Source organism: Pseudomonas sp. SC11, assembly GCF_047039205.1.
Taxonomy (GTDB): Bacteria; Pseudomonadota; Gammaproteobacteria; order Pseudomonadales; family Pseudomonadaceae; genus Aquipseudomonas; species Aquipseudomonas boreofloridensis.
On sequence record NZ_CP178183.1, the window covers coordinates 1,457,977 to 1,476,172 of the forward strand.

22 protein-coding genes and 1 pseudogene are annotated in these 18,196 nt (G+C 62.3%); 15 read left to right on the forward strand and 8 right to left on the reverse strand.

What is annotated here, in order from left to right:
- Positions 1-15: 15 nt before the first annotated feature.
- From ACK2SD_RS06675 to recX, 10 genes and pseudogenes are all read left to right on the forward strand, one after another.
- Positions 16-861 carry a phage tail protein gene (locus tag ACK2SD_RS06675; protein ID WP_412461676.1) on the forward strand — a complete coding sequence of 282 codons (846 nt, stop codon included), beginning with the start codon at positions 16-18 and terminating at the stop codon, positions 859-861.
- Positions 836-1,042, forward strand: coding sequence for a tail protein X (locus ACK2SD_RS06680; protein ID WP_029613458.1), 207 nt, complete (start codon positions 836-838; stop codon positions 1,040-1,042). Before ACK2SD_RS06675 ends, ACK2SD_RS06680 begins: the two co-directional genes overlap by 26 nt.
- 34 nt (positions 1,043-1,076) lie before the next feature.
- Positions 1,077-2,111 carry a phage late control D family protein gene (locus tag ACK2SD_RS06685; RefSeq protein WP_412461677.1) on the forward strand — a complete coding sequence of 345 codons (1,035 nt, stop codon included), beginning with the start codon at positions 1,077-1,079 and terminating at the stop codon, positions 2,109-2,111.
- 32 nt (positions 2,112-2,143) lie between these two features.
- Positions 2,144-2,308 (forward strand): annotated as a pseudogene (locus tag ACK2SD_RS06690) (Com family DNA-binding transcriptional regulator); the annotation flags it as partial.
- Between the two features lie 31 nt (positions 2,309-2,339).
- Positions 2,340-2,696 carry a hypothetical protein gene (locus ACK2SD_RS06695; protein ID WP_029613460.1) on the forward strand — a complete coding sequence of 119 codons (357 nt, stop codon included), beginning with the start codon at positions 2,340-2,342 and terminating at the stop codon, positions 2,694-2,696.
- Between the two features lie 73 nt (positions 2,697-2,769).
- On the forward strand, positions 2,770-3,318 hold the full coding sequence (locus tag ACK2SD_RS06700) for a glycoside hydrolase family 19 protein (RefSeq protein ID WP_412461678.1): 549 nt from the start codon (positions 2,770-2,772) through the stop codon (positions 3,316-3,318).
- Positions 3,319-3,350: 32 nt separating this feature from the next.
- Positions 3,351-3,812, forward strand: coding sequence for a lysis system i-spanin subunit Rz (locus ACK2SD_RS06705; RefSeq protein WP_412462276.1), 462 nt, complete (start codon positions 3,351-3,353; stop codon positions 3,810-3,812).
- A gap of 58 nt (positions 3,813-3,870) precedes the next feature.
- Positions 3,871-4,353, forward strand: coding sequence for a CinA family protein (locus ACK2SD_RS06710; protein ID WP_412461679.1), 483 nt, complete (start codon positions 3,871-3,873; stop codon positions 4,351-4,353).
- 105 nt (positions 4,354-4,458) lie between these two features.
- A complete protein-coding gene (gene recA, locus ACK2SD_RS06715; RefSeq protein ID WP_039579520.1) occupies positions 4,459-5,526 on the forward strand; it encodes a recombinase RecA in 1,068 nt (355 codons plus the stop codon).
- Positions 5,527-5,545: 19 nt separating this feature from the next.
- Positions 5,546-6,013, forward strand: coding sequence for a recombination regulator RecX (recX, locus tag ACK2SD_RS06720; RefSeq protein WP_412461680.1), 468 nt, complete (start codon positions 5,546-5,548; stop codon positions 6,011-6,013).
- A gap of 111 nt (positions 6,014-6,124) precedes the next feature.
- On the opposite strand, the gene ACK2SD_RS06725 is transcribed toward recX, so the two are convergent.
- Together ACK2SD_RS06725 and ACK2SD_RS06730 are read right to left on the reverse strand one after the other, a co-directional pair.
- Complete coding sequence (locus ACK2SD_RS06725) at positions 6,125-7,189, reverse strand: LOG family protein (RefSeq protein WP_412461681.1); 1,065 nt, start codon at positions 7,187-7,189, stop codon at positions 6,125-6,127.
- A gap of 324 nt (positions 7,190-7,513) precedes the next feature.
- Positions 7,514-7,936, reverse strand: a complete 423-nt coding sequence (locus ACK2SD_RS06730) for a quorum-sensing-regulated virulence factor family protein (RefSeq protein WP_412461682.1) — start codon at positions 7,934-7,936, stop codon at positions 7,514-7,516.
- Positions 7,937-8,156: 220 nt separating this feature from the next.
- Between ACK2SD_RS06730 and ACK2SD_RS06735 the strand changes: the two genes are divergently transcribed.
- From ACK2SD_RS06735 to ACK2SD_RS06745, 3 genes are all read left to right on the forward strand, one after another.
- Entirely contained in the window at positions 8,157-8,867 is a 711-nt protein-coding gene (locus ACK2SD_RS06735; RefSeq protein ID WP_412461683.1) for a tRNA-uridine aminocarboxypropyltransferase, read from the forward strand.
- Positions 8,868-9,073: 206 nt separating this feature from the next.
- Positions 9,074-9,724, forward strand: a complete 651-nt coding sequence (erdR, locus tag ACK2SD_RS06740) for a response regulator transcription factor ErdR (RefSeq protein WP_029613468.1) — start codon at positions 9,074-9,076, stop codon at positions 9,722-9,724.
- Positions 9,725-9,792: 68 nt separating this feature from the next.
- Positions 9,793-10,158: a diacylglycerol kinase gene (locus tag ACK2SD_RS06745; RefSeq protein WP_412461684.1), complete on the forward strand. Its 366-nt coding sequence runs from the start codon at positions 9,793-9,795 to the stop codon at positions 10,156-10,158.
- A gap of 3 nt (positions 10,159-10,161) precedes the next feature.
- Here ACK2SD_RS06745 and finR read toward each other — a convergent pair whose 3' ends face one another.
- Positions 10,162-11,088 (reverse strand): LysR family transcriptional regulator FinR, encoded by a 927-nt coding sequence (gene finR / locus ACK2SD_RS06750; RefSeq protein WP_029613470.1) that lies wholly within the window; start codon positions 11,086-11,088, stop codon positions 10,162-10,164.
- A gap of 120 nt (positions 11,089-11,208) precedes the next feature.
- Between finR and fpr the strand changes: the two genes are divergently transcribed.
- Positions 11,209-11,988, forward strand: coding sequence for a ferredoxin-NADP reductase (gene fpr / locus ACK2SD_RS06755; protein ID WP_029613471.1), 780 nt, complete (start codon positions 11,209-11,211; stop codon positions 11,986-11,988).
- 106 nt (positions 11,989-12,094) lie between these two features.
- On the opposite strand, the gene tsaA is transcribed toward fpr, so the two are convergent.
- From tsaA to rimO, 5 genes are all read right to left on the reverse strand, one after another.
- Complete coding sequence (tsaA, locus tag ACK2SD_RS06760) at positions 12,095-12,790, reverse strand: tRNA (N6-threonylcarbamoyladenosine(37)-N6)-methyltransferase TrmO (protein WP_412461685.1); 696 nt, start codon at positions 12,788-12,790, stop codon at positions 12,095-12,097.
- 7 nt (positions 12,791-12,797) lie between these two features.
- Positions 12,798-13,259 carry a DUF1456 family protein gene (locus ACK2SD_RS06765; protein ID WP_412461686.1) on the reverse strand — a complete coding sequence of 154 codons (462 nt, stop codon included), beginning with the start codon at positions 13,257-13,259 and terminating at the stop codon, positions 12,798-12,800.
- A 47-nt stretch (positions 13,260-13,306) separates the two neighbouring features.
- Positions 13,307-14,017, reverse strand: coding sequence for an rRNA pseudouridine synthase (locus tag ACK2SD_RS06770; RefSeq protein WP_412461687.1), 711 nt, complete (start codon positions 14,015-14,017; stop codon positions 13,307-13,309).
- A 111-nt stretch (positions 14,018-14,128) separates the two neighbouring features.
- Complete coding sequence (locus tag ACK2SD_RS06775) at positions 14,129-14,587, reverse strand: GNAT family N-acetyltransferase (protein WP_412461688.1); 459 nt, start codon at positions 14,585-14,587, stop codon at positions 14,129-14,131.
- Positions 14,588-14,673: 86 nt separating this feature from the next.
- Entirely contained in the window at positions 14,674-16,005 is a 1,332-nt protein-coding gene (gene rimO, locus ACK2SD_RS06780) for a 30S ribosomal protein S12 methylthiotransferase RimO (protein WP_412461689.1), read from the reverse strand.
- A 287-nt stretch (positions 16,006-16,292) separates the two neighbouring features.
- Between rimO and ACK2SD_RS06785 the strand changes: the two genes are divergently transcribed.
- Positions 16,293-18,191: a potassium transporter Kup gene (locus ACK2SD_RS06785; protein ID WP_304483590.1), complete on the forward strand. Its 1,899-nt coding sequence runs from the start codon at positions 16,293-16,295 to the stop codon at positions 18,189-18,191.
- The last annotated feature ends 5 nt before the right edge of the window (positions 18,192-18,196 follow it).

An 18,196-nucleotide genomic window follows, 5' to 3' on the forward strand; every position in this document is an offset into this window, starting at 1 on the left:
ACGGGAGCGACATTCATGACCTACCTGGAGCAGTTGCAAGGTGCACTGCACGCCCTGGTCAAGGCGGGCGAGGAGGGTCGCCGGCGTGCCGGTGCCATGCTCGATCCGATGGATCAGGCGGTGGACCACGTCAAGCAGGCGGCAAGCGAACTCGAAGCCTTGCCTTGGGTTGGGCCGGCTATCGGCAAGCGCCTGCAGCGCACGATGCGCGCCCTCGACTCGGCGCAGGGGCGAGTGAACAAAGTGATCGCCCGCTATGACAAGACGGTCGATGAGGTGCGCAAGGTCCAGGCACGCATCGATACCTTCTCAGAGCACTTGGGCAAGGCGGGGGCGGCGATCCGCAAAGTGTTCGGCGACGTTCGCGCCGTCGGCCGCGGGGTACTGGCCGCGTTCGGTTTCGCGCCGCTTACCACCCCGGCCGCCGAAGCGGTCAAACCCTTTCCTCATCTATTGGTGCTGCAGCCACTCAAACCCAATGCAGCGCCTTACTACTTCAACCTCGACACCGCCGCGTTCGACCAACTGCGCCGGCAGACCCGTTTCCGCTGGGCTGCGCAGGAGCGTTTGAGTCGTGACAGCGCCCAGCAGGCCGTCGCCCAAGGCGAGGAAACCATCAGCATTCGGGGGGCGATTTATCCCTCCTTCAAAGGTGGCCTGGGCCAGTTGCAGACCCTGCGCAGCATCGGTCGGCAGTTGCTGCCGTTGAGCCTGACCACCGGTTACGGCGAGGTGCTCGGCAACTGGTGCCTGACCAGCATCGACGAAGACCAGAGCAACCTGCTGGCCGGTGGCATTCCACGCAAACAGGGTTTCTCACTGGAGTTCACACGCTATGGCGAAGATCTGCAAAACGTCTGACGGCGATCTGCTCGACACCCTCTGCCAGCACTATTACGGCCATCTGCAGGGCACGGTGGAAGCCGTGCTGCAGGCCAATCAAGGACTGGCGGACGTCCCCCAACCGCTGCCTGCCGAGGTGGTCATCCTGCTGCCGGACCTACCGACCTCCATGGCCAGCGCCGTGCAGCTTTGGGACTGAGTGCCCCTGTTTTTTCGCAATGGAGACCTGAATCATGAGACCCGTCTTCAGCATCCGCGCCGACGGCCAGGACATCACCGCGCTGATCAACGACCGTCTACTGTCGCTGCGTACCACCGACAAGCCGGGGCTGGACTCCGACGACTTCGAATTGCGCATCGACGCCCGTGACGGCGCCTTGGCCCTGCCGTCACGTGGCGCGGTGCTGGAGGTGCACCTGGGTTATGCCGGTCAGCCGCTAACCTTGCTCGGCCGCTTCACGGTCGATGAGGTGGAGCTGTCCGGTCCACCGGACACCCTCGTCATTCGCGGCAAGGCCAGCGACCTGTGCGGCAGTGGCAGGACCATTCGCAGTGGCAGTTGGGAGAACGTCTCGTTGCAGCGCATCGTGGCCGAGATCGGTGCGCGCAACGGCTGGCAGGCCATCTGCCCAGTCACGCGGGTGGTGCCGCGGGTCGACCAGTTTCGCGAGTCGGACTTCAACTTCATCACCCGGCTGGCCCGCCTGTATGACAGCACCGCCAAGCTTGCCAACGGCCAGTTGCTGGTGCTGCCGCGCCAAGGCGGCCAGAGCGCCAGCGGCCAGGCGTTGGGGGTAGTGACGCTCAAGCGCAGCGAGGTCAGCCAGTGGCAGTTTCGCCTGGACGACAAGGCCTCGCGCAAGGCGGTGCGCACCTGCCATCAGAGTCCGGCCAGCGGCGCCCGCGAGGTGGTCGAGTTGGTTAACGACAACACTTCGGGCAGCGCCCGGCCGGTGCACATGGACCGTCATCTGTACCCCAACCGCGCCGCTGCCGAGCAGGCCGCGCGTGCGCACTTGGCCAGCTTCAACCGCGACACGGCCCATGTGCGTCTGGACATGCCAGGGCGCACCGACCTGTTCGTCGAGCGCAGCCTCGATATCAGCGGTTTCGTCGACGGCCTCGATGGCCAGTACCTGATCGATTCGGTCGAGCAGGTGTTCACCCCGTCGGGCTGGCGCACCACCGTGCAGTGCAATGGTGGCAAGACCGGCAAGGCTGCAAGCAAAGGCCATCGACCCCGCAAGACCGGCTCGCTCAAGGCGTGAACCGGTCCAATCCATCCGCAAAGGAGCTGCCGATGTTCGTCGACTTTCGCTGCGGCCAGTGCAAGAAGCTGCTGGCGCGCATCACCCCCGCTTCCGAGCTCCAGATCAAATGCGGTCGCTGCCGCACCTTGAATCATGTGAAAGCCTCGTGCTTCGAGCCTTCGCCTTCGAGCGATCACTTGGCGGAGATGTCCGCCGATCCCACTGATAGCAATGGAGAATGTCATCATGTCGCTCACCGCACAGGAAATTCAGGACTGCAAGGCGCTGGTCACCAGCATTTGGGGGGCCAGCGTGGCCAATAACCTCGACTACAACGAGGAGGTGGTGGAAGTGGTGCGTACCACCGTCGAGCAGATCAGCCTTTGTTCGCAACGGCTGGCCGAGCTCTTCTCCAACTTGATCGTCGTTGTCGGCGGCGTCGCCGCCGCCGTGTACTCACGGATGTGGATGCTCAAGGAAGCGCAACGGATTGCCGATCTCATCGATGATCTGAGCCAGGCCAACCTCCAGGCCCGCGCCTGCATCGCGCAGGCAGCGGCGACCTATCGCTCGCCGTTGGAAATGGCCTCGCTAGGCATCTGACCCGACGCCTTCAATCACTCTCTGAAACCGCCCAGGCATTGCCTGGGCTTTTTTCGTGATACGGAGGTGGCGCATGCTCACCGAAACGCAACTCACTCAGATTTTTCCCCTGGCCGGCCAACGTGCCGGCCTGTTCATCGATCCGCTCAACGCCGCCATGGCGCACTGGCAGATCGATCATCCCAAGCGTATGGCCGCCTTCCTGGCTCAGATCGGCCATGAGTCAGGGCAACTGCGCTACGTCAGGGAGTTGGGCAGTGATGCCTATCTGGCGCGTTACGACACCGGTGCGCTGGCGCTGCGCCTGGGTAATACGCCACAGGCCGATGGCGACGGTCAGCTGTACCGTGGCCGAGGTCTGATCCAGGTGACCGGGCGCAACAACTACCAGGCCTGCAGTCGTGCGCTGTTCGGCGACGAGCGCCTGCTGGCGCAGCCGCAACTGCTCGAGCAACCACGCTGGGCCTGCGAATCAGCGGCGTGGTTCTGGCAGTCGCGAGGGCTCAATGCCCTGGCTGACCAGGGTGAGTTCAACCGCATTACCCGACATATCAACGGCGGCCTGAATGGCCTAGACGAGCGCCTCAAGCTCTGGGCCCGTGCCCGGGAGGTGCTGTGCTGAGCCGCTGGCAGGTTGCCGTGTGCGCCGTGCTGATGCTGACGGCGGCCACCTTGGCCTGGCAGGTGCAGGGCTGGCGCTGCGAGCGATTGCTGGCCGAGTCCGAGCAGTTGCAGGCGCAGCAGCGGGTCGAGCAGGCCGAGGTGCTGCATGCCCAACTGCGTCGCGAGCAGGAACAGCGACTGGGGCTCGAGGCCCGCCTGAGCGACAGTGAATCCAGACATTTCCAGGAATTGACCGATGCCCAACGCAATCAAGCTCGCCTGCGTGACCGCCTTGCTACTGCCGATCTGCGCCTGTCGGTCCTGGTCGAGCGCGACACCGCCTGCGCCCCAGTGCCCGCCGCCACCGGCGCCGGCGGCGTGGATCATGGCGCCGTACGCGCCCGACTTGACCCGGCGCATGCTCGACGAATTATCGCCATCACCGACGACGGCGACCGCGGACTGATCGCCCTGCGTGCCTGTCAGGCCTACATTCGCGCACTGGCACCTTGAACACTTGCCTGGGCGGGCGAGGGTGGTAGGGTAGTGCGCTGTCACCCAGGAGCCTGTCATGGACCCCATCACCGTTCTTTCTGCACGCCTGGGCGAGCACCTGAGCCGTCTTCAGGCACAGGTGAGCACCGCCGAATCCTGCACCGGCGGTGGCATCGCCGAGGCCATTACCCGCGTGTCCGGCAGTTCGGCCTGGTTCGAAGCCGGATATGTGACCTACTCCAATGCTCAGAAAACGCGCCAGCTTGGCGTGCCGCCGCCGCTGTTCGAGCAGGTCGGTGCGGTCAGCCAGGAAGTGGTCGAGGCCATGGTCCGTGGCGCGCAGGCCGCTAGCGGTGCACGTTTCGCCGTGGCCGTCAGTGGTATTGCAGGGCCGGGCGGAGGCTCGCCGCTCAAGCCTGTGGGTACCGTATGGCTGGCTTGGGCCGATGGCGCTCGCGTCGTCAGCGAGCGCCGCCAGTTCGACGGCGACCGCGAAGCGGTGCGGCGGCAAACGGTGCTGGCCGCGTTAGACGGCTTGTTACAGCTTGGCGGGGAGTAAATCGCTGGACGGGGGTAGGCGGAAAGAATTCCCTGTGGAATAATACTGGCTACTTATACAGGTATTCCCGGCCATCAGGGCCAAGTCGAACACGTGAGGATTTCAATGGACGACAACAAGAAGCGCGCCTTGGCTGCGGCCCTGGGTCAAATCGAACGCCAATTCGGCAAGGGCGCGGTCATGCGCATGGGGGACCACGAGCGCCAAGCGATTCCCGCCATTTCCACCGGCTCCCTGGGGCTGGACATCGCCCTCGGCATTGGCGGTCTGCCAAAGGGCCGGATCGTCGAGATCTACGGTCCGGAGTCCTCGGGTAAGACCACACTGACGCTGTCGGTCATTGCCGAAGCTCAGAGAAGTGGTGCCACCTGCGCCTTCGTCGATGCCGAGCACGCGCTTGATCCCGAGTACGCTGGCAAGCTGGGCGTTAACGTCGACGATCTGCTGGTCTCCCAGCCAGACACTGGCGAGCAGGCCCTGGAAATCACCGACATGCTGGTGCGCTCCAACGCCGTTGACGTGATTATCGTCGACTCCGTGGCGGCCCTGGTGCCCAAGGCTGAAATCGAAGGTGAGATGGGTGACATGCACGTCGGCCTGCAGGCCCGCTTGATGTCCCAGGCGCTGCGCAAGATCACCGGTAACATCAAGAACGCCAACTGCCTAGTCATCTTCATCAACCAGATCCGTATGAAGATCGGCGTGATGTTCGGTAGCCCGGAGACCACCACCGGTGGTAACGCGCTGAAGTTCTACGCCTCCGTACGTCTCGACATCCGCCGCACCGGCGCGGTGAAGGAAGGCGACGAAGTGGTCGGTAGCGAGACCCGCGTCAAAGTGGTCAAGAACAAGGTCTCGCCACCGTTCCGTCAGGCCGAGTTCCAGATTCTGTACGGCAAGGGTATCTACCGTAATGGTGAGATCATCGACCTGGGCGTTTCTCAAGGCTTGGTCGAAAAATCCGGTGCCTGGTACAGCTACCAAGGCAACAAGATCGGTCAGGGCAAGGCCAATGCCGCCAAGTACTTGCAGGAAAACCCAGCCATCGGTGCTGAAATCGAGAAGCAGATTCGCGACAAGCTGCTCAATGCTGGCGCGGTAGCTGCTGCGGGCAAGACTGCAGCAGCCCAGGCAGATGCCAGTGACGTAGCCGATGCAGACGCCGGTTACTGATCCACACGGTTGAGCGCCAATGTCCGTCGTACTCGACACGCCCGTCGCCGTTCGGCGCACTGCCATGGATCTACTCGCCCGCCGCGAACATGGTCGGGTTGAGTTGACACGTAAGCTGCGACAGCGTGGCGCTACAGATGAGTTGATCGAGCCTGCCCTTGATCGACTCGCTGAAGAAGGGCTCTTGAGTGAGGCCCGCTATCTGGAAAGCTTCATCAATTATCGGTCCAATGCTGGCTACGGTCCCTCGCGAATTCGTGAGGAACTGGGCCAGCGCGGGTTGGACCGGGGTGATGTGGAGCAAGCGCTGCGTGATAGCGGCGTCGATTGGGCAGCTCGATTGCGTGACGTTTGGCAACGGAAATTCAGCGGCGAGCGCCCTCAAGACCCACGCAGCCGGGCGCAGCAAACACGTTTTTTGGCGTACCGAGGTTTTTCTCTCGACATGATCGGTCGACTGCTTAGCGGGCGCGATCTTGATGACTGACGGCCGTAGGGCTGACCTGACAGGTGCTTGTCAGGTCAGCCCTACGGCCGTTTTTGGTTGCGCCTATCTCCTAGGCTCGCCGGCAGGCTCAGTGCTTTGCCTCGACAGGGCTTAAGACCAATTTTCCGGCAGGTTAATGAAGTCCACCAGTTCTCGTAAGCGGCCTTGATCTCGTCCTGTGAAGGCGAAGGTCAGGCGGGCCAAGTGACTGTAACGATCATCCTCATGTTCCGCACTGCTAGCGGGCATTTGCTCGAAGCTTGCGCTCAGACACAAGTCAGCAAATGTATCCCGAACCTCGTTTAGTGCTGCCTCGCTCAAGGGATGCTGTATGCGCAGCACGAACTGGCTCTTCAGCCAGCGGCTTGAGTGGTAGTTGCTGTAGAACTGATTGATCTCCTGCACGGCCTCTTCGGCGCTGTGTACCAGGCGTACCAGTTTCAGGTCTCGCGGCAGAATGTAGCGGTTCTCTTCCAACTGACGGCTGATGAAGCCCAGCGCTTCCTGCCAGAAGCTGCCATCGTGCGAGTCCAGCAAGACCACCGGCACCAAAGGACTTTTACCGGTCTGGATCAACGTCAGTACTTCGAGTGCTTCATCGAGGGTGCCGAATCCGCCAGGGCAGAGCACCAAGGCATCGGCCTCTTTGACGAAGAACAGTTTGCGGATGAAGAAGAAGTGAAAGGGTAGCAGCTTGTCCGTGCCGTCCACTGTCGCATTGGCATGTTGCTCGAACGGCAACCTGATATTGAAACCCAGACTGTTTTCAGCCCCTGCGCCTTCATGGGCCGCAGCCATGATGCCGCCCCCGGCGCCTGTGATGACCATGAGCTCCGAACGCGCCAGCGTGGCACCGAGCTCACGCGCGAGGGAATACATAGGATGTTCCTGGGGCGTGCGCGCGGAGCCGAATACGGTGACTTTGCGTCGCCCTTTGTAGCGCTCCAGTATTCGGAATGAATGCTCCAGTTCACGCAGCGCCTGTAGCGTGATCTTGGCGTTCCAGCGGTCGGCATCATCACAGGCCATGCGCAGGATGGTCAGCATCATGTCGCGATAGAGTGGCAGGTTGGGGCTGTCCGGCGCCGCTTGCTGGAGCAGCCCGTCGACGGCGCTCAGGTCGAGGCCTTGTCCGCTGAAGTACTCGGATAACTGCTCATTGGATGAATAGGGCATTCAACGTCTCCTTGTGCAGCAAAACCTTCGACCGGATGACCTCATGTCCCGATCACAACGCTGCATGTGTCAATAATGGCTGACGCTGGAGTGTACAGGCGGAGTATTGCATTGGGTTTGTACCCCGAGCGCGAACCGTGGCGCACCCGCTCAGTGAGCAAGTTTGCGGCCGGCGTTGATTGTCAATCTAGACGCTAGGCGGCAGTCTCGCCGATTGAGGGACTCAGCGCGAACGGATGGAGTGATGGGAGGCCAAGATGGGGAGGGCATGAATTTGCGCGCCGATGAACCTCAACGGCGCGCGGGGAACCGACGAGTGTCGAGTTACTTCTTCTTGTTGCCGGCCTGGCAGCTGGCTGAATCGAATGCCTGGTCCATGATCGGCTGATTGGTCTTGTACACCGTGAAGCGGTACACCATTACTGCGCCCTTGGCCATCAACTGGCGATAACCAGTGTTGTGGCACACACTTAGGCCCAACTGGTCGCGAACTGTTTCCGGGTTTCGTTGCATGTCCGCAGCCTGCCCGGCCCTCACACTCAGATGATTGACCAGCGCCTTGCCCTTCTCCACGGTGTAGCCCTGGTCGAGGATGTCCTCGTTGATGGCGCGAGGTGTGCCGACACTGCTCTCCTTGGCAACCTTCTGCAGCATCTGCTCCAGCTCGTAGTCCTGCTTGGACGCCGCCTGGGCTGCCAGTGGCAGGGCGAGCATCAGGCTCAGGGTCGGGACGATAAGACGCAGCATGAATCTCTCCTGGTTCGGTGACTGGCGCTTGGACAGGTGCAGAGGGGCGGCGTTCCATGAACTGACCGGGTCTGAGCGTCGGGCGCCGCGAGGGGTCGATTATAGGCGCGGGCGACAGGGGTCTGCACGCCAATCCTGTATGCGCTCTGGTAAACTGCGGCCTTTGTTCCCGTCGAGTCGCCTCCGTGTTCGTCCCGATCTCCGCTGCAGGCTTGCAGCCATGAGTCACGCAGTCGCGCGTCTGCGCGCCGAGCGTCTGGCTCGCAGCAATAAACCCTTTATCGCCCGTGGTTCACGCGCCGAGCGCTGTCCGGACTGTCGAGTAATTGCCAGCCATTGCCTGTGCGCCTGGAAGCCCCGTGTCGATGCGCGTGCGGGTATGTGCCTGGTGATGCATGATACCGAACCGCTGAAACCGACCAACACAGGTTGGCTGATCGCCGACCTGATCCAGGACACCTGGGCCTTTGGCTGGCAGCGCACAGACGTGGATCCGCGTCTGCTGGCGCTGCTCGAGCATCCCCATTGGCAGCCCTATATCGTATTTCCCGGCGAGTTCGTCGAGCCGCAGCGCGTGGTCAACGAGGTGGCATGCCATCCCGGCAAACGGCCGCTGTTCATCCTGCTCGACGCCACTTGGACCGAGGCGCGCAAGATGTTTCGCAAGAGCCCTTACCTCGACCGCTTTCCGGTCTTGAGTCTGGAGGCCGAGCAGATGTCGCGCTATCGCCTGCGCCGTTCCAAGCGCGATGATCATTTCTGTACTGCCGAAGTGGCCGCCATGTGCCTGGATCTGGCCGGCGATCAACGCGCCTCTCAAGCGCTGGACGCCTACCTCGATGTCTTCAGCCTTCATTACCTGAGTGGCAAACGGCACTTGGCACTGGACCCCGAGGATGAGGCGCATCGGCGCTTGCATACCTTCCTATAGTCCAAGGTGCAGGCCGGCCGGACAGGTTCATACTGTCAGGACGGCCTGTGAGGACGGCCTGTCAGGACGGCCTGTCAGGACGGCCGCAGGCGCCAAACCGCTCGGTAATTGGCTTGACCCTCTGCACGGTGCTCGGCATCCTTGGCGCCGATTCGGCCACGAAGTCGCCGTTGCCGTGCTCGACACAGAACAGGACCCCTGGATCGATGGCTACATACGAAATCCTGATTGCCGATGACCACCCGCTGTTTCGCAGCGCGTTGCGCCAGGCCGTGACCCTCGGCCTCGGACCACAGGTGCGCTTGGTGGAAGTCGCCAGCATCGCCGAGCTGGAAACCCGCCTCACCGAAAAAGCCGACTGGGACCTGGTCTTGCTCGATTTGAACATGCCGGGCGCCTACGGTTTTTCCGGGCTTGTCCTGCTGCGTGGGCAGTATCCGCAGATTCCGGTGGTGATGGTGTCCGCACAGGAAGAAGCGGCGGTGGTGGTCAAGTCCCGCGAATTCGGTGCCAGCGGCTTCATTCCCAAGTCCAGTCCCTTGGAAACCATTCAAGATGCGGTGCAGAAGGTACTGGACGGCGAGGTGTGGTGGCCGCCCCAGGCGTTCGACAAAGTCGATGTTTCGGCCGAGGCCAAGGCTGCCAGCGAGGGGCTCGCGAGCCTTACGCCGCAGCAGTTCCGGGTGCTGACCATGGTCTGCGAAGGCTTGCTGAACAAGCAGATCGCCTATGAACTGAACGTTTCCGAGGCCACCATCAAGGCCCACGTCACGGCCATCTTCCGCAAGTTGGGTGTGCGTACCCGGACGCAGGCTGCGCTGCTGCTGCAACAACTTGAATCGGTATCGACGCACTGACGCGAACGGCTTCACGCTTTTTTGACCCGGCCTGCACTAGCCTGCCGGCTTTTCCCAGGTGGACCTTCATGTCGCCATTCAAGGGCCAGACCGGCCTGAAACGTATCTTCAATGCTGCTGGCTACTCCCTTGACGGCCTGCGCGCTGCTTTCAAGGGCGAGGCGGCCTTTCGCCAACTGGTACTGCTCAATGGGCTGTTGATTCCCGCGGCCTTCTGGTTGCCGGTCAGCCGGGGCGAGCGCGCCATTCTCATTGCCGTCTGCTTGTTGGGGCTGATCGTCGAATTGCTCAACTCGGCAGTCGAGGCTGCCATCGATCGCATCTCGCTGGAGCGCCATCCCTTGTCGAAGAACGCCAAGGACATGGGCAGCGCGGCGCAGTTGGTGGCGCTGAGCATGGTTGCGCTGGTCTGGGGTGTGATCCTGCTCGGCTAGTGCTCAGGCAATGGCCGGCAGCACGATCTCATCGCTACGTCGCACACCGGCCGTGAAGTTGCGGCACAGTTCGAGAAACTCGCGCATGGCCGAGGTCTGGTACTTCTGTTTGTGCCAGATGAAATAGAACTGCCGCAGTAGATCCAGTTCCGGGGTTTCTACCGCCACCAGGCTGCCGCGCCGGAAGGCATCGCGCAGGGCCAGGCGGGAAATGCAGCCGATGCCAAGGCCCGATTCCACGGCGCGCTTGATCGCCTCGGTGTGTTCGAGTTCCAGGCGAATGTTCAGGTTGGCACGGTGATGGCGCATGGCCTGATCGAAGGTCAGACGCGTGCCCGAGCCTTGCTCGCGCAAGATCCAGGCTTCCTGGGAGAGCGCCGCGATGTCGGCCCGGCCGGTTTTCGCCATTGGATGCTGGGGCGCGCAGAACACCACCAATTCGTCTTCGACCCAGGGCTGCACTTCAAGATCAGGATGGCTACAGTCGCCTTCGATCAGACCCAGGTCAATTTCGTAGTGCGCCACCTGGTGCACAATGTGCGCGGTATTTTGCACGTGCAGCTTAACCTGGCTTTCCGGGTGCACCTGCATGAAGCTGCCAATCAGCAGGGTCGCCAGGTAGTTGCCGATGGTGAGGGTTGCGCCGACCGCCAGCGAGCCGAAGCCAGACTTGCCATTGAGCAGGTCTTCGATCTCCTTGGCCTGGTCGAGCAACGCCACGGCTTGCGGCAGCAGTTGGTGTCCCAGGGCATTGAGGCTCAGGCGCTTGCCGGCGCGATCGAACAACTGGCAACTGGATTGGCGTTCCAACTCAGTGATCGAGGTACTCGCGGCCGACTGCGACAGCGCTAGCAGATGAGCAGCCCGGGACACGCTCTGATGCTGGGCGACGGCGACGAAGACCTGAAGTTGACGAAGCGTGAATCGCATATCTATATAACCGATAACACTTATCTTGATAATTAAGTTAACAGATATTCCCGCTGCCCCTAAACTATCGCGCAATTGTGCGCCCGTGCGCGCTGCGTTTTTCTTCAGGAGCCCCACTCGATGAGCAACATGAACCACGAACGTGTCCTCAGTGTGCACCACTGGAACGACACCCTGTTCAGCTTCAAGTGCACCCGCGACCCGGGCCTGCGCTTCGAGAACGGTCAGTTCGTGATGATCGGCCTACAGCAGGAAGGCGGCCGTCCGCTCATGCGTGCCTACTCGATCGCCTCGCCCAACTGGGAAGAACATCTCGAGTTCTTCAGCATCAAGGTGCCTGATGGTCCACTGACCTCCCAACTGCAGCATTTGAAGGAAGGCGACGAGATCATCATCAGCAAGAAGCCCACCGGCACCTTGGTGCTGGATGACCTGAATCCGGGCAAGCACCTCTATCTGCTGAGCACCGGCACCGGCCTGGCGCCGTTCATGAGCGTGATTCAGGATCCTGAAACCTATGAGCGCTTCGAGAAGGTCATCCTGGTTCACGGCGTACGCTACGTGAATGAAGTCGCGTACCGCGAGTTCATCACCGAGCACCTGCCGCAGAACGAGTTCTTTGGTGAGGCGGTTCGCGAAAAGCTGATTTACTACCCCACTGTGACCCGTGAACCGTTTGAGAATCAGGGCCGACTGACCGACCTGATGCGCAGCGGCAAGCTGTTCACCGACATCGGTCTGCCGCCGATCAACCCGCAGGATGACCGTGCGATGATCTGCGGTAGCCCGAGCATGCTCGATGAAACCAGCGAAGTGCTGGATAGCTTCGGCCTGAAGATCTCCCCGCGCATGCGCGAGCCAGGTGATTACCTGATCGAGCGGGCCTTCGTCGAGAAGTAAGGCGAGTCCAGCATAAAAAACGCAGACCCAGTCTGCGTTTTTTTATGCCTGCAAGTCTCTATCGCACTGGTTTCACCTGCGGCAGGGCCGGTGGCGAAAGCAGCATTCAGCCTTCGCTTGCAACTTCCAGCACCTCAATCAGCGCTGGGTGCGGATAATGCCACCGCACCTGTACATCCCAGAACTTCACGCCATACACGCGCTCCGGCGATGGCACCTGATAAGCCGGACGCGGATCCTGTGCAAGGCATTGCTCGATGAGCTCAACCAACGGTTCTGCCAAACGCAGAGCGTGCTTGCGCGCCTGGGACAAAGCACTTTCGCTCCACTGAACAGCGATCGCCTGTGGCGCATCGCTGGCCATCTGGTTGCGTGCATCCTCGATACAGTCGGCATAAGGCACATAGGGCTTGATGTCGAGTACCGGCGTGCCGTCCAGCAAATCGATCCCTGACAGCAGCAGCCGCCCGGGCGCTATGCCGTCCAGACGCACGACTGACTGACCGATGCCGTTGGGTCGGTGGGTTGCGCGGGTGGCAAACACCCCCATGCTTTTGTTACCGCCCAGGCGCGGAGGACGCACCTTCAAGCGTGGCGTGTCTTCCAGGGCCTGGTGGAACAGGAACAGCAGCCAGACATGGCTGACCTGCTCCAGGCCCTGCACCGCTTCGCCTTGATCGAACGGTGGCAGCAGTTCCAGCACGCCGCGAGCCGCAGGCGCCAGGCGCGGCTGACGGGGAATGGCGAACTTTTCCTTGAAGCAGGAGCGAACGATGCCAACTGGCGAGACGCTGTGTTGCATGGTCGTCTCAGCCACGCACGCGAAGGGTCAGACCCTTGAGGAAGTTACGCAGCAACTGGTCGCCGCAGGCACGGTAGTTGTCGTGGCCGACTTTACGGAACAGGGCGCTGAGCTCGGGCTTGGATACGGGGAAATCGACCGATTTGAGAATGACGTGCAGATCGTCTTCCTTCAGTTCGAAGGCCACTCGCAGTTTTTTCAGGACGGTGTTGTTGGTCACCGGCAACTCCACCGGCTGCGGCGCACGGGTGTCGTCCTTGCCGCGACGGTGGATCACCAGGCCGTCGAGAAAATACGCCATGACCCGCTCCGGGCAGCGCACGAAACCGGCCTCGTCTTCTTTCTTGATATAGCCGGCCAGCACCACCGGGTTCGCTTCGAGGCCGGACAGGGCGATGATCTCGGCCATCTTGGCGTCGTTCAGCTTGAGCATGTAGCGCAGGCTGCGCAGGACATCGTTGTGGATCATGTGAGTCGAATCCTTTTCAAGGCCACCCAGAAGGGCGGCGGTATCGCTTAGAAACGTTCGCTGCCGGCCAGGTAGCGCCATTGCCCAAGTGCCAGCTTGCCCATCGACACACCGCCGAGCCGGATGCGACGCAGGCTGAGCATTTCCAGGCGCAGGTAGGCACATAGTTCGGAAATCTGCCCGGGTTGTGGGTGCTTGATGGCCAGGCGCAAGTGGGTTTCGTTCTGCCAACTGGCCTTGGCCCGAGGCAGCTCACGGTCGTTGCGTGTAGCGCCTCGCGCCAGCCGCTCCAGGGCCTGTGGGGTCGCCTGACCGCGCACCTCGATGATGTATTCCTGCTCGAGGCGACGCAGGTCGGCTTCCACCTTGCGGGTCACCCGCCAGTCCTGGGTGAAAACCTGCAGGCCGCTGGCGCCGCGCTCCAGCGGGGCCAGGCAGTTGAGGCGGGCGAAATGACCATGCAGGGGCCGCACACCCTCGCGATGGGCTTCGCTGAGTGTGGCCATATTCAGGCTGCTGCGCGCCGTTTCACTGTCCATCCCAGCGGGTTGGTTGAGCAGCAGTGTCACCGGTTCCAGGCTCTCGGCACGTGCGCCAGGCAGCAACGCCACCTGTTGCGACTCGACCTTGAACTGCGTTTGCTCGATGACCACGCCGTCGACGGTGACCCAGCCTCCCTCGATATACAGTTCGGCCTCGCGGCGGGAGCAGCCGAGCTGTTCGATCAGGCGTTTTGACAGGCGGACGGGTTCGGACATGAGCAGGTATTCGCAGGGCAGGGAAAGGTGCTCATTGTACCCGTCCCTGCTGGACTGCGGCGGGCAATCTGCGCGAGCCGGGCCCTTTCATGCGATGTTCAAGGCCCGGTCCTACCCGGCGATCGCCCGCAGTTGCATGTGCAGCAGCGGATACGGTTGACCCAGCCCGTCGGTGTCTGAGCGTCCCCTCACCTCGAAGCCTTCGTGCAGGTAGAAAGCCAAAGCTTGCGTATTCTGCTCGTTGACATCCAGACGCTCGGCGCCGAGCACCTCGATGGCGTGGCGCAGTAATTTCTTGCCGACGCCTTGACCACGGGACTCCGGTGCGACGAACAGCATGTCGACATGGCCCTTGGACACGCCGGCGAAACCGAGGATGCGGCCTGCGCCATCACGGCAGCACGTCAGCATCACAGCGTCCAGGTAGCGGTTCAGGACCTGCTCGCGCAACAGCACGATGTAGTGCTCCGGCAGGAAATCGTGGGTGGCTCGGACGGAGGCCTCCCAGACGCGTACCAGCTCCGGATAGTCCGTGTAGTGCGGCGTATGGAGCGTCAGCGTCGAGGTCATGGTCAGCGCCTGGGATTATCGTTGAGGCCACAGCAGCGGGCGAGGCGGTTGGGAAACCGTCACGCCGCCGCCACCGAGGATGCCGCTCAGAGGGGGGCGGCCCACATGTCGTACTCGTCGGCATCGACGATGCGGCAGCGCACCTTGTCGCCGGGCTTGAAGCCGTGATCGCCGTCGATGAACACGCTGCCGTCGATCTCCGGCGCATCGAAGAAGCTGCGGCCGACCGAACCCTGCTCCTCGACTTCATCGATCAATACCTCGATCTCCTTGCCGATACGCAGTTGCAGGCGTGCGCTGCTGATGGCTTGCTGGTGAGCCATGAAGCGGTCCCAGCGATCCTGCTTGACGTCGTCGGGTACCTCGTCGAGGCCCAGGTCATTGGCCGGGGCGCCTTCGACCGGCGAATACTGGAAGCAGCCGACGCGGTCGAGCTGGGCTTCGGTGAGCCAGTCGAGCAGGTACTGGAAGTCTTCCTCGGTCTCGCCGGGGAAGCCGACGATGAAGGTCGAGCGGATGACCAGTTCCGGGCACTGCTCACGCCACTGCTTGATGCGCGCCAAGGTGCGGTCCTCGAAGGCCGGGCGCTTCATGGCCTTGAGCACTTTCGGGCTGGCGTGCTGGAAGGGGATGTCCAGGTACGGCAGGATCTTGCCGGCGGCCATCAGCGGGATCACGTCGTCGACATTGGGGTAGGGGTACACGTAGTGCAGGCGCACCCAGGCACCCAGGCTGCTCAAGGCTTCGCACAGTTCGAGCATGCGCGTCTTGACCGGGCGGCCGTTCCAGAAGTCGGTCTTGTACTTGACGTCCACGCCGTAGGCGCTGGTGTCCTGGGAGATCACCAGGATCTCCTTGACGCCCGCCTTGACCAGCCGCTCGGCTTCACTCAGCACTTCACCGACCGGGCGGCTGACCAGCTTGCCGCGCATCGAGGGAATGATGCAGAAACTGCAGCTGTGGTTGCAGCCTTCGGAAATCTTCAGGTACGCATAGTGACGCGGGGTCAGCTTGACGCCCTGAGGCGGTACCAGGTCGATCAGCGGGTTGTGGTCCTGGCGCGGCGGGACCACTTCGTGAACGGCGTTGACCACCTGCTCGTACTGCTGAGGGCCGGTGACCGACAGCACACTGGGGTGCACGTCGCGGATAGTGCCTTCCTCGACGCCCATGCAGCCGGTGACGATGACCTTGCCGTTCTCCTTGATCGCTTCGCCGATCACTTCCAGCGATTCGGCCTTGGCGCTGTCGATGAAGCCGCAGGTATTGACCACCACCACGTCGGCGTCTTCGTAGGTCGGCACGACTTCGTAGCCTTCCATGCGCAGTTGGGTGAGGATGCGCTCGGAGTCGACCAGGGCTTTCGGGCAACCCAGGGAGACGAAGCCGACCTTCGGCGTGGCGGGAGTGGTGGACATGGCTAACCTCGGTATTGAAACAGGTCGCCCCGGCCGTTGGCGGAGCGATCCAGGCGGGCGTTTTCAGCGCCTCTGATCAAAAAGTGCGCAATTCTAGCGAGCACGGGGTCGCTTGACCAGCACAAAAGCGACGAGCGCTGCGCTATGCTTCGCGCCGTCGACTCTGGCTGTCGCCAATGGCTGGAGCACGACGGCGGTTCGGACGTCTCAGGCTGTGCTTTGAAGTCTGCGCAGTGCGTCCGGTGCGAATACTATCGGCCCGGTGGGGCCGTCTGCGGGAGTGGTCGATGGTTCAGGCAAGCAGTCACGCCGAGGGCGGGCACGGGGCGGCACGGCCGTTGGGCCTGCTGGTGGCAGCTGTGGGGGTGGTCTATGGCGATATCGGCACCAGCCCGTTGTATACGCTCAAGGAAGTCTTCACTGGGGGTTACGGCGTACAGGTCGACCATGACGGGGTGCTGGGCATTTTGTCGCTGATTCTCTGGTCGCTGCTGTGGGTCGTGTCGTTCAAGTACGTCATGTTCATCCTGCGCGCGGATAACCAGGGCGAGGGCGGCACCATGGCACTCACCGCGCTGGCGCGACGCGCCACGGCCGAATATCCGCGCTTGCGCATGCTGATGGTCGGCTGCGGGCTGGTCGGCGCTTCGCTGTTCTATGGCGACAGCATGATCACGCCGGCGGTTTCCGTGCTGTCGGCGGTTGAGGGCATGGGGCTGGCATTCGAAGGTATCGACCATTGGGTGGTGCCGATCTCGCTGGTGGTGCTGGTGGCGTTGTTCCTGGTACAGAAGCACGGTACCGAGAAGATCGGCAAGGCATTCGGACCGATCATGGTGGTGTGGTTCCTGGTGCTCGCGGTGCTCGGCGTGCACGGCATCCAGCAGAGCCCGGAGGTACTCAAGGCGTTCAATCCGGGATGGGCGCTGAACTTCTTCATCGTCCATCCGGGCATGGGCGTGGCCATTCTTGGGGCCGTGGTGCTGGCCCTGACCGGCGCCGAAGCCCTCTACGCCGACATGGGCCATTTCGGCCGCAAGCCCATTGCCCGGGCCTGGTTCGCCTTGGTGCTGCCAGCACTGGTGCTCAACTACTTCGGCCAGGGGGCGATGCTGTTGCAGAACCCGGAGGCGGCGCGCAACCCCTTCTACCTGCTGGCCCCGAACTGGGCCTTGCTGCCGCTGGTGGCGCTGTCGACCCTGGCCACGGTGATTGCTTCGCAGGCGGTGATTTCCGGGGCCTTCTCCCTGACTCGCCAAGCCATCCAGCTCGGTTATGTGCCGCGCATGCAGATCCAGCACACCTCCAGCGATGAGCAGGGCCAGATTTACATCGGCGCGGTGAATTGGACGCTGATGGTGGGCGTGGTGTTGCTGGTCATCGGTTTCGAGTCGTCTGGCGCCTTGGCTGCGGCCTACGGCGTCGCGGTGACGGGCACCATGCTGATGACCACCATTCTGGTCGCTGCGGTGATGCTGCTGCTGTGGAAGTGGCCGCCGCTGCTGGCCGTCCCCTTGTTGGTGGGCTTCCTGCTGGTAGACGGGCTGTTCTTCGCTGCCAACGTGCCGAAGATCGTCCAGGGCGGTGCCTTCCCGGTGTTGGCGGGGATCGTGCTGTTCGTGTTGATGAGTACCTGGAAGCGTGGCAAGCAGATCCTGGTGGAGCGTATCGACGAGGGCGCGCTGCCGTTGCCCGTGTTCATCGGCAGTATCCGTGTCCAGCCACCGCACCGGGTCGAAGGCACCGCAGTGTTCCTGACTGCGCGGGCGGACGCTGTGCCCCACGCGCTGTTGCACAACATGCTGCACAACCAGGTGCTGCACAGCCAGGTGGTGCTGTTGACGGTGGTCAGCGAGGACCGTCCACGGGTGCCGGAGGCCGAGCGCTTCGAGGTGGAAGCTTATGGCGACGGCTTCTTCCGGGTGCTGCTGCATTTCGGTTTCATGGATGAGCCGGACGTGCCGGCAGCGCTGCGCCTGTGCCATCTCGATGCGCTGGATTTCAGCCCCATGCGTACCACCTACTTCCTCAGCCGCGAGACGGTGATCGCCTCACGTCTGGTAGGCATGTCGCGCTGGCGCAGTAACCTGTTCGCCTTCTTGCTGAAGAATGCCAACGGCAATCTGCGCTTCTTCAACCTGCCGCTGAACCGGGTGATCGAGCTGGGCACCCAGGTCGAGATCTGACTGAA

Excerpts from the sequence above, each read along its gene's own strand:
- ACK2SD_RS06675 (WP_412461676.1), top strand. The coding sequence starts at position 16 with ATGACCTACCTGGAGCAGTTGCAAGGTGCACTGCACGCCCTGGTCAAG.
- ACK2SD_RS06680 (WP_029613458.1), top strand. The coding sequence starts at position 836 with ATGGCGAAGATCTGCAAAACGTCTGACGGCGATCTGCTCGACACCCTC.
- ACK2SD_RS06685 (WP_412461677.1), top strand. The coding sequence starts at position 1,077 with ATGAGACCCGTCTTCAGCATCCGCGCCGACGGCCAGGACATCACCGCG.
- ACK2SD_RS06695 (WP_029613460.1), top strand. The coding sequence starts at position 2,340 with ATGTCGCTCACCGCACAGGAAATTCAGGACTGCAAGGCGCTGGTCACC.
- ACK2SD_RS06700 (WP_412461678.1), top strand. The coding sequence starts at position 2,770 with ATGCTCACCGAAACGCAACTCACTCAGATTTTTCCCCTGGCCGGCCAA.
- ACK2SD_RS06705 (WP_412462276.1), top strand. The coding sequence starts at position 3,351 with ATGCTGACGGCGGCCACCTTGGCCTGGCAGGTGCAGGGCTGGCGCTGC.
- ACK2SD_RS06710 (WP_412461679.1), top strand. The coding sequence starts at position 3,871 with ATGGACCCCATCACCGTTCTTTCTGCACGCCTGGGCGAGCACCTGAGC.
- recA (WP_039579520.1), top strand. The coding sequence starts at position 4,459 with ATGGACGACAACAAGAAGCGCGCCTTGGCTGCGGCCCTGGGTCAAATC.
- recX (WP_412461680.1), top strand. The coding sequence starts at position 5,546 with ATGTCCGTCGTACTCGACACGCCCGTCGCCGTTCGGCGCACTGCCATG.
- ACK2SD_RS06725 (WP_412461681.1), bottom strand. The coding sequence starts at position 7,189 with ATGCCCTATTCATCCAATGAGCAGTTATCCGAGTACTTCAGCGGACAA.
- ACK2SD_RS06730 (WP_412461682.1), bottom strand. The coding sequence starts at position 7,936 with ATGCTGCGTCTTATCGTCCCGACCCTGAGCCTGATGCTCGCCCTGCCA.
- ACK2SD_RS06735 (WP_412461683.1), top strand. The coding sequence starts at position 8,157 with ATGAGTCACGCAGTCGCGCGTCTGCGCGCCGAGCGTCTGGCTCGCAGC.
- erdR (WP_029613468.1), top strand. The coding sequence starts at position 9,074 with ATGGCTACATACGAAATCCTGATTGCCGATGACCACCCGCTGTTTCGC.
- ACK2SD_RS06745 (WP_412461684.1), top strand. The coding sequence starts at position 9,793 with ATGTCGCCATTCAAGGGCCAGACCGGCCTGAAACGTATCTTCAATGCT.
- finR (WP_029613470.1), bottom strand. The coding sequence starts at position 11,088 with ATGCGATTCACGCTTCGTCAACTTCAGGTCTTCGTCGCCGTCGCCCAG.
- fpr (WP_029613471.1), top strand. The coding sequence starts at position 11,209 with ATGAGCAACATGAACCACGAACGTGTCCTCAGTGTGCACCACTGGAAC.
- tsaA (WP_412461685.1), bottom strand. The coding sequence starts at position 12,790 with ATGCAACACAGCGTCTCGCCAGTTGGCATCGTTCGCTCCTGCTTCAAG.
- ACK2SD_RS06765 (WP_412461686.1), bottom strand. The coding sequence starts at position 13,259 with ATGATCCACAACGATGTCCTGCGCAGCCTGCGCTACATGCTCAAGCTG.
- ACK2SD_RS06770 (WP_412461687.1), bottom strand. The coding sequence starts at position 14,017 with ATGTCCGAACCCGTCCGCCTGTCAAAACGCCTGATCGAACAGCTCGGC.
- ACK2SD_RS06775 (WP_412461688.1), bottom strand. The coding sequence starts at position 14,587 with ATGACCTCGACGCTGACGCTCCATACGCCGCACTACACGGACTATCCG.
- rimO (WP_412461689.1), bottom strand. The coding sequence starts at position 16,005 with ATGTCCACCACTCCCGCCACGCCGAAGGTCGGCTTCGTCTCCCTGGGT.
- ACK2SD_RS06785 (WP_304483590.1), top strand. The coding sequence starts at position 16,293 with ATGGTTCAGGCAAGCAGTCACGCCGAGGGCGGGCACGGGGCGGCACGG.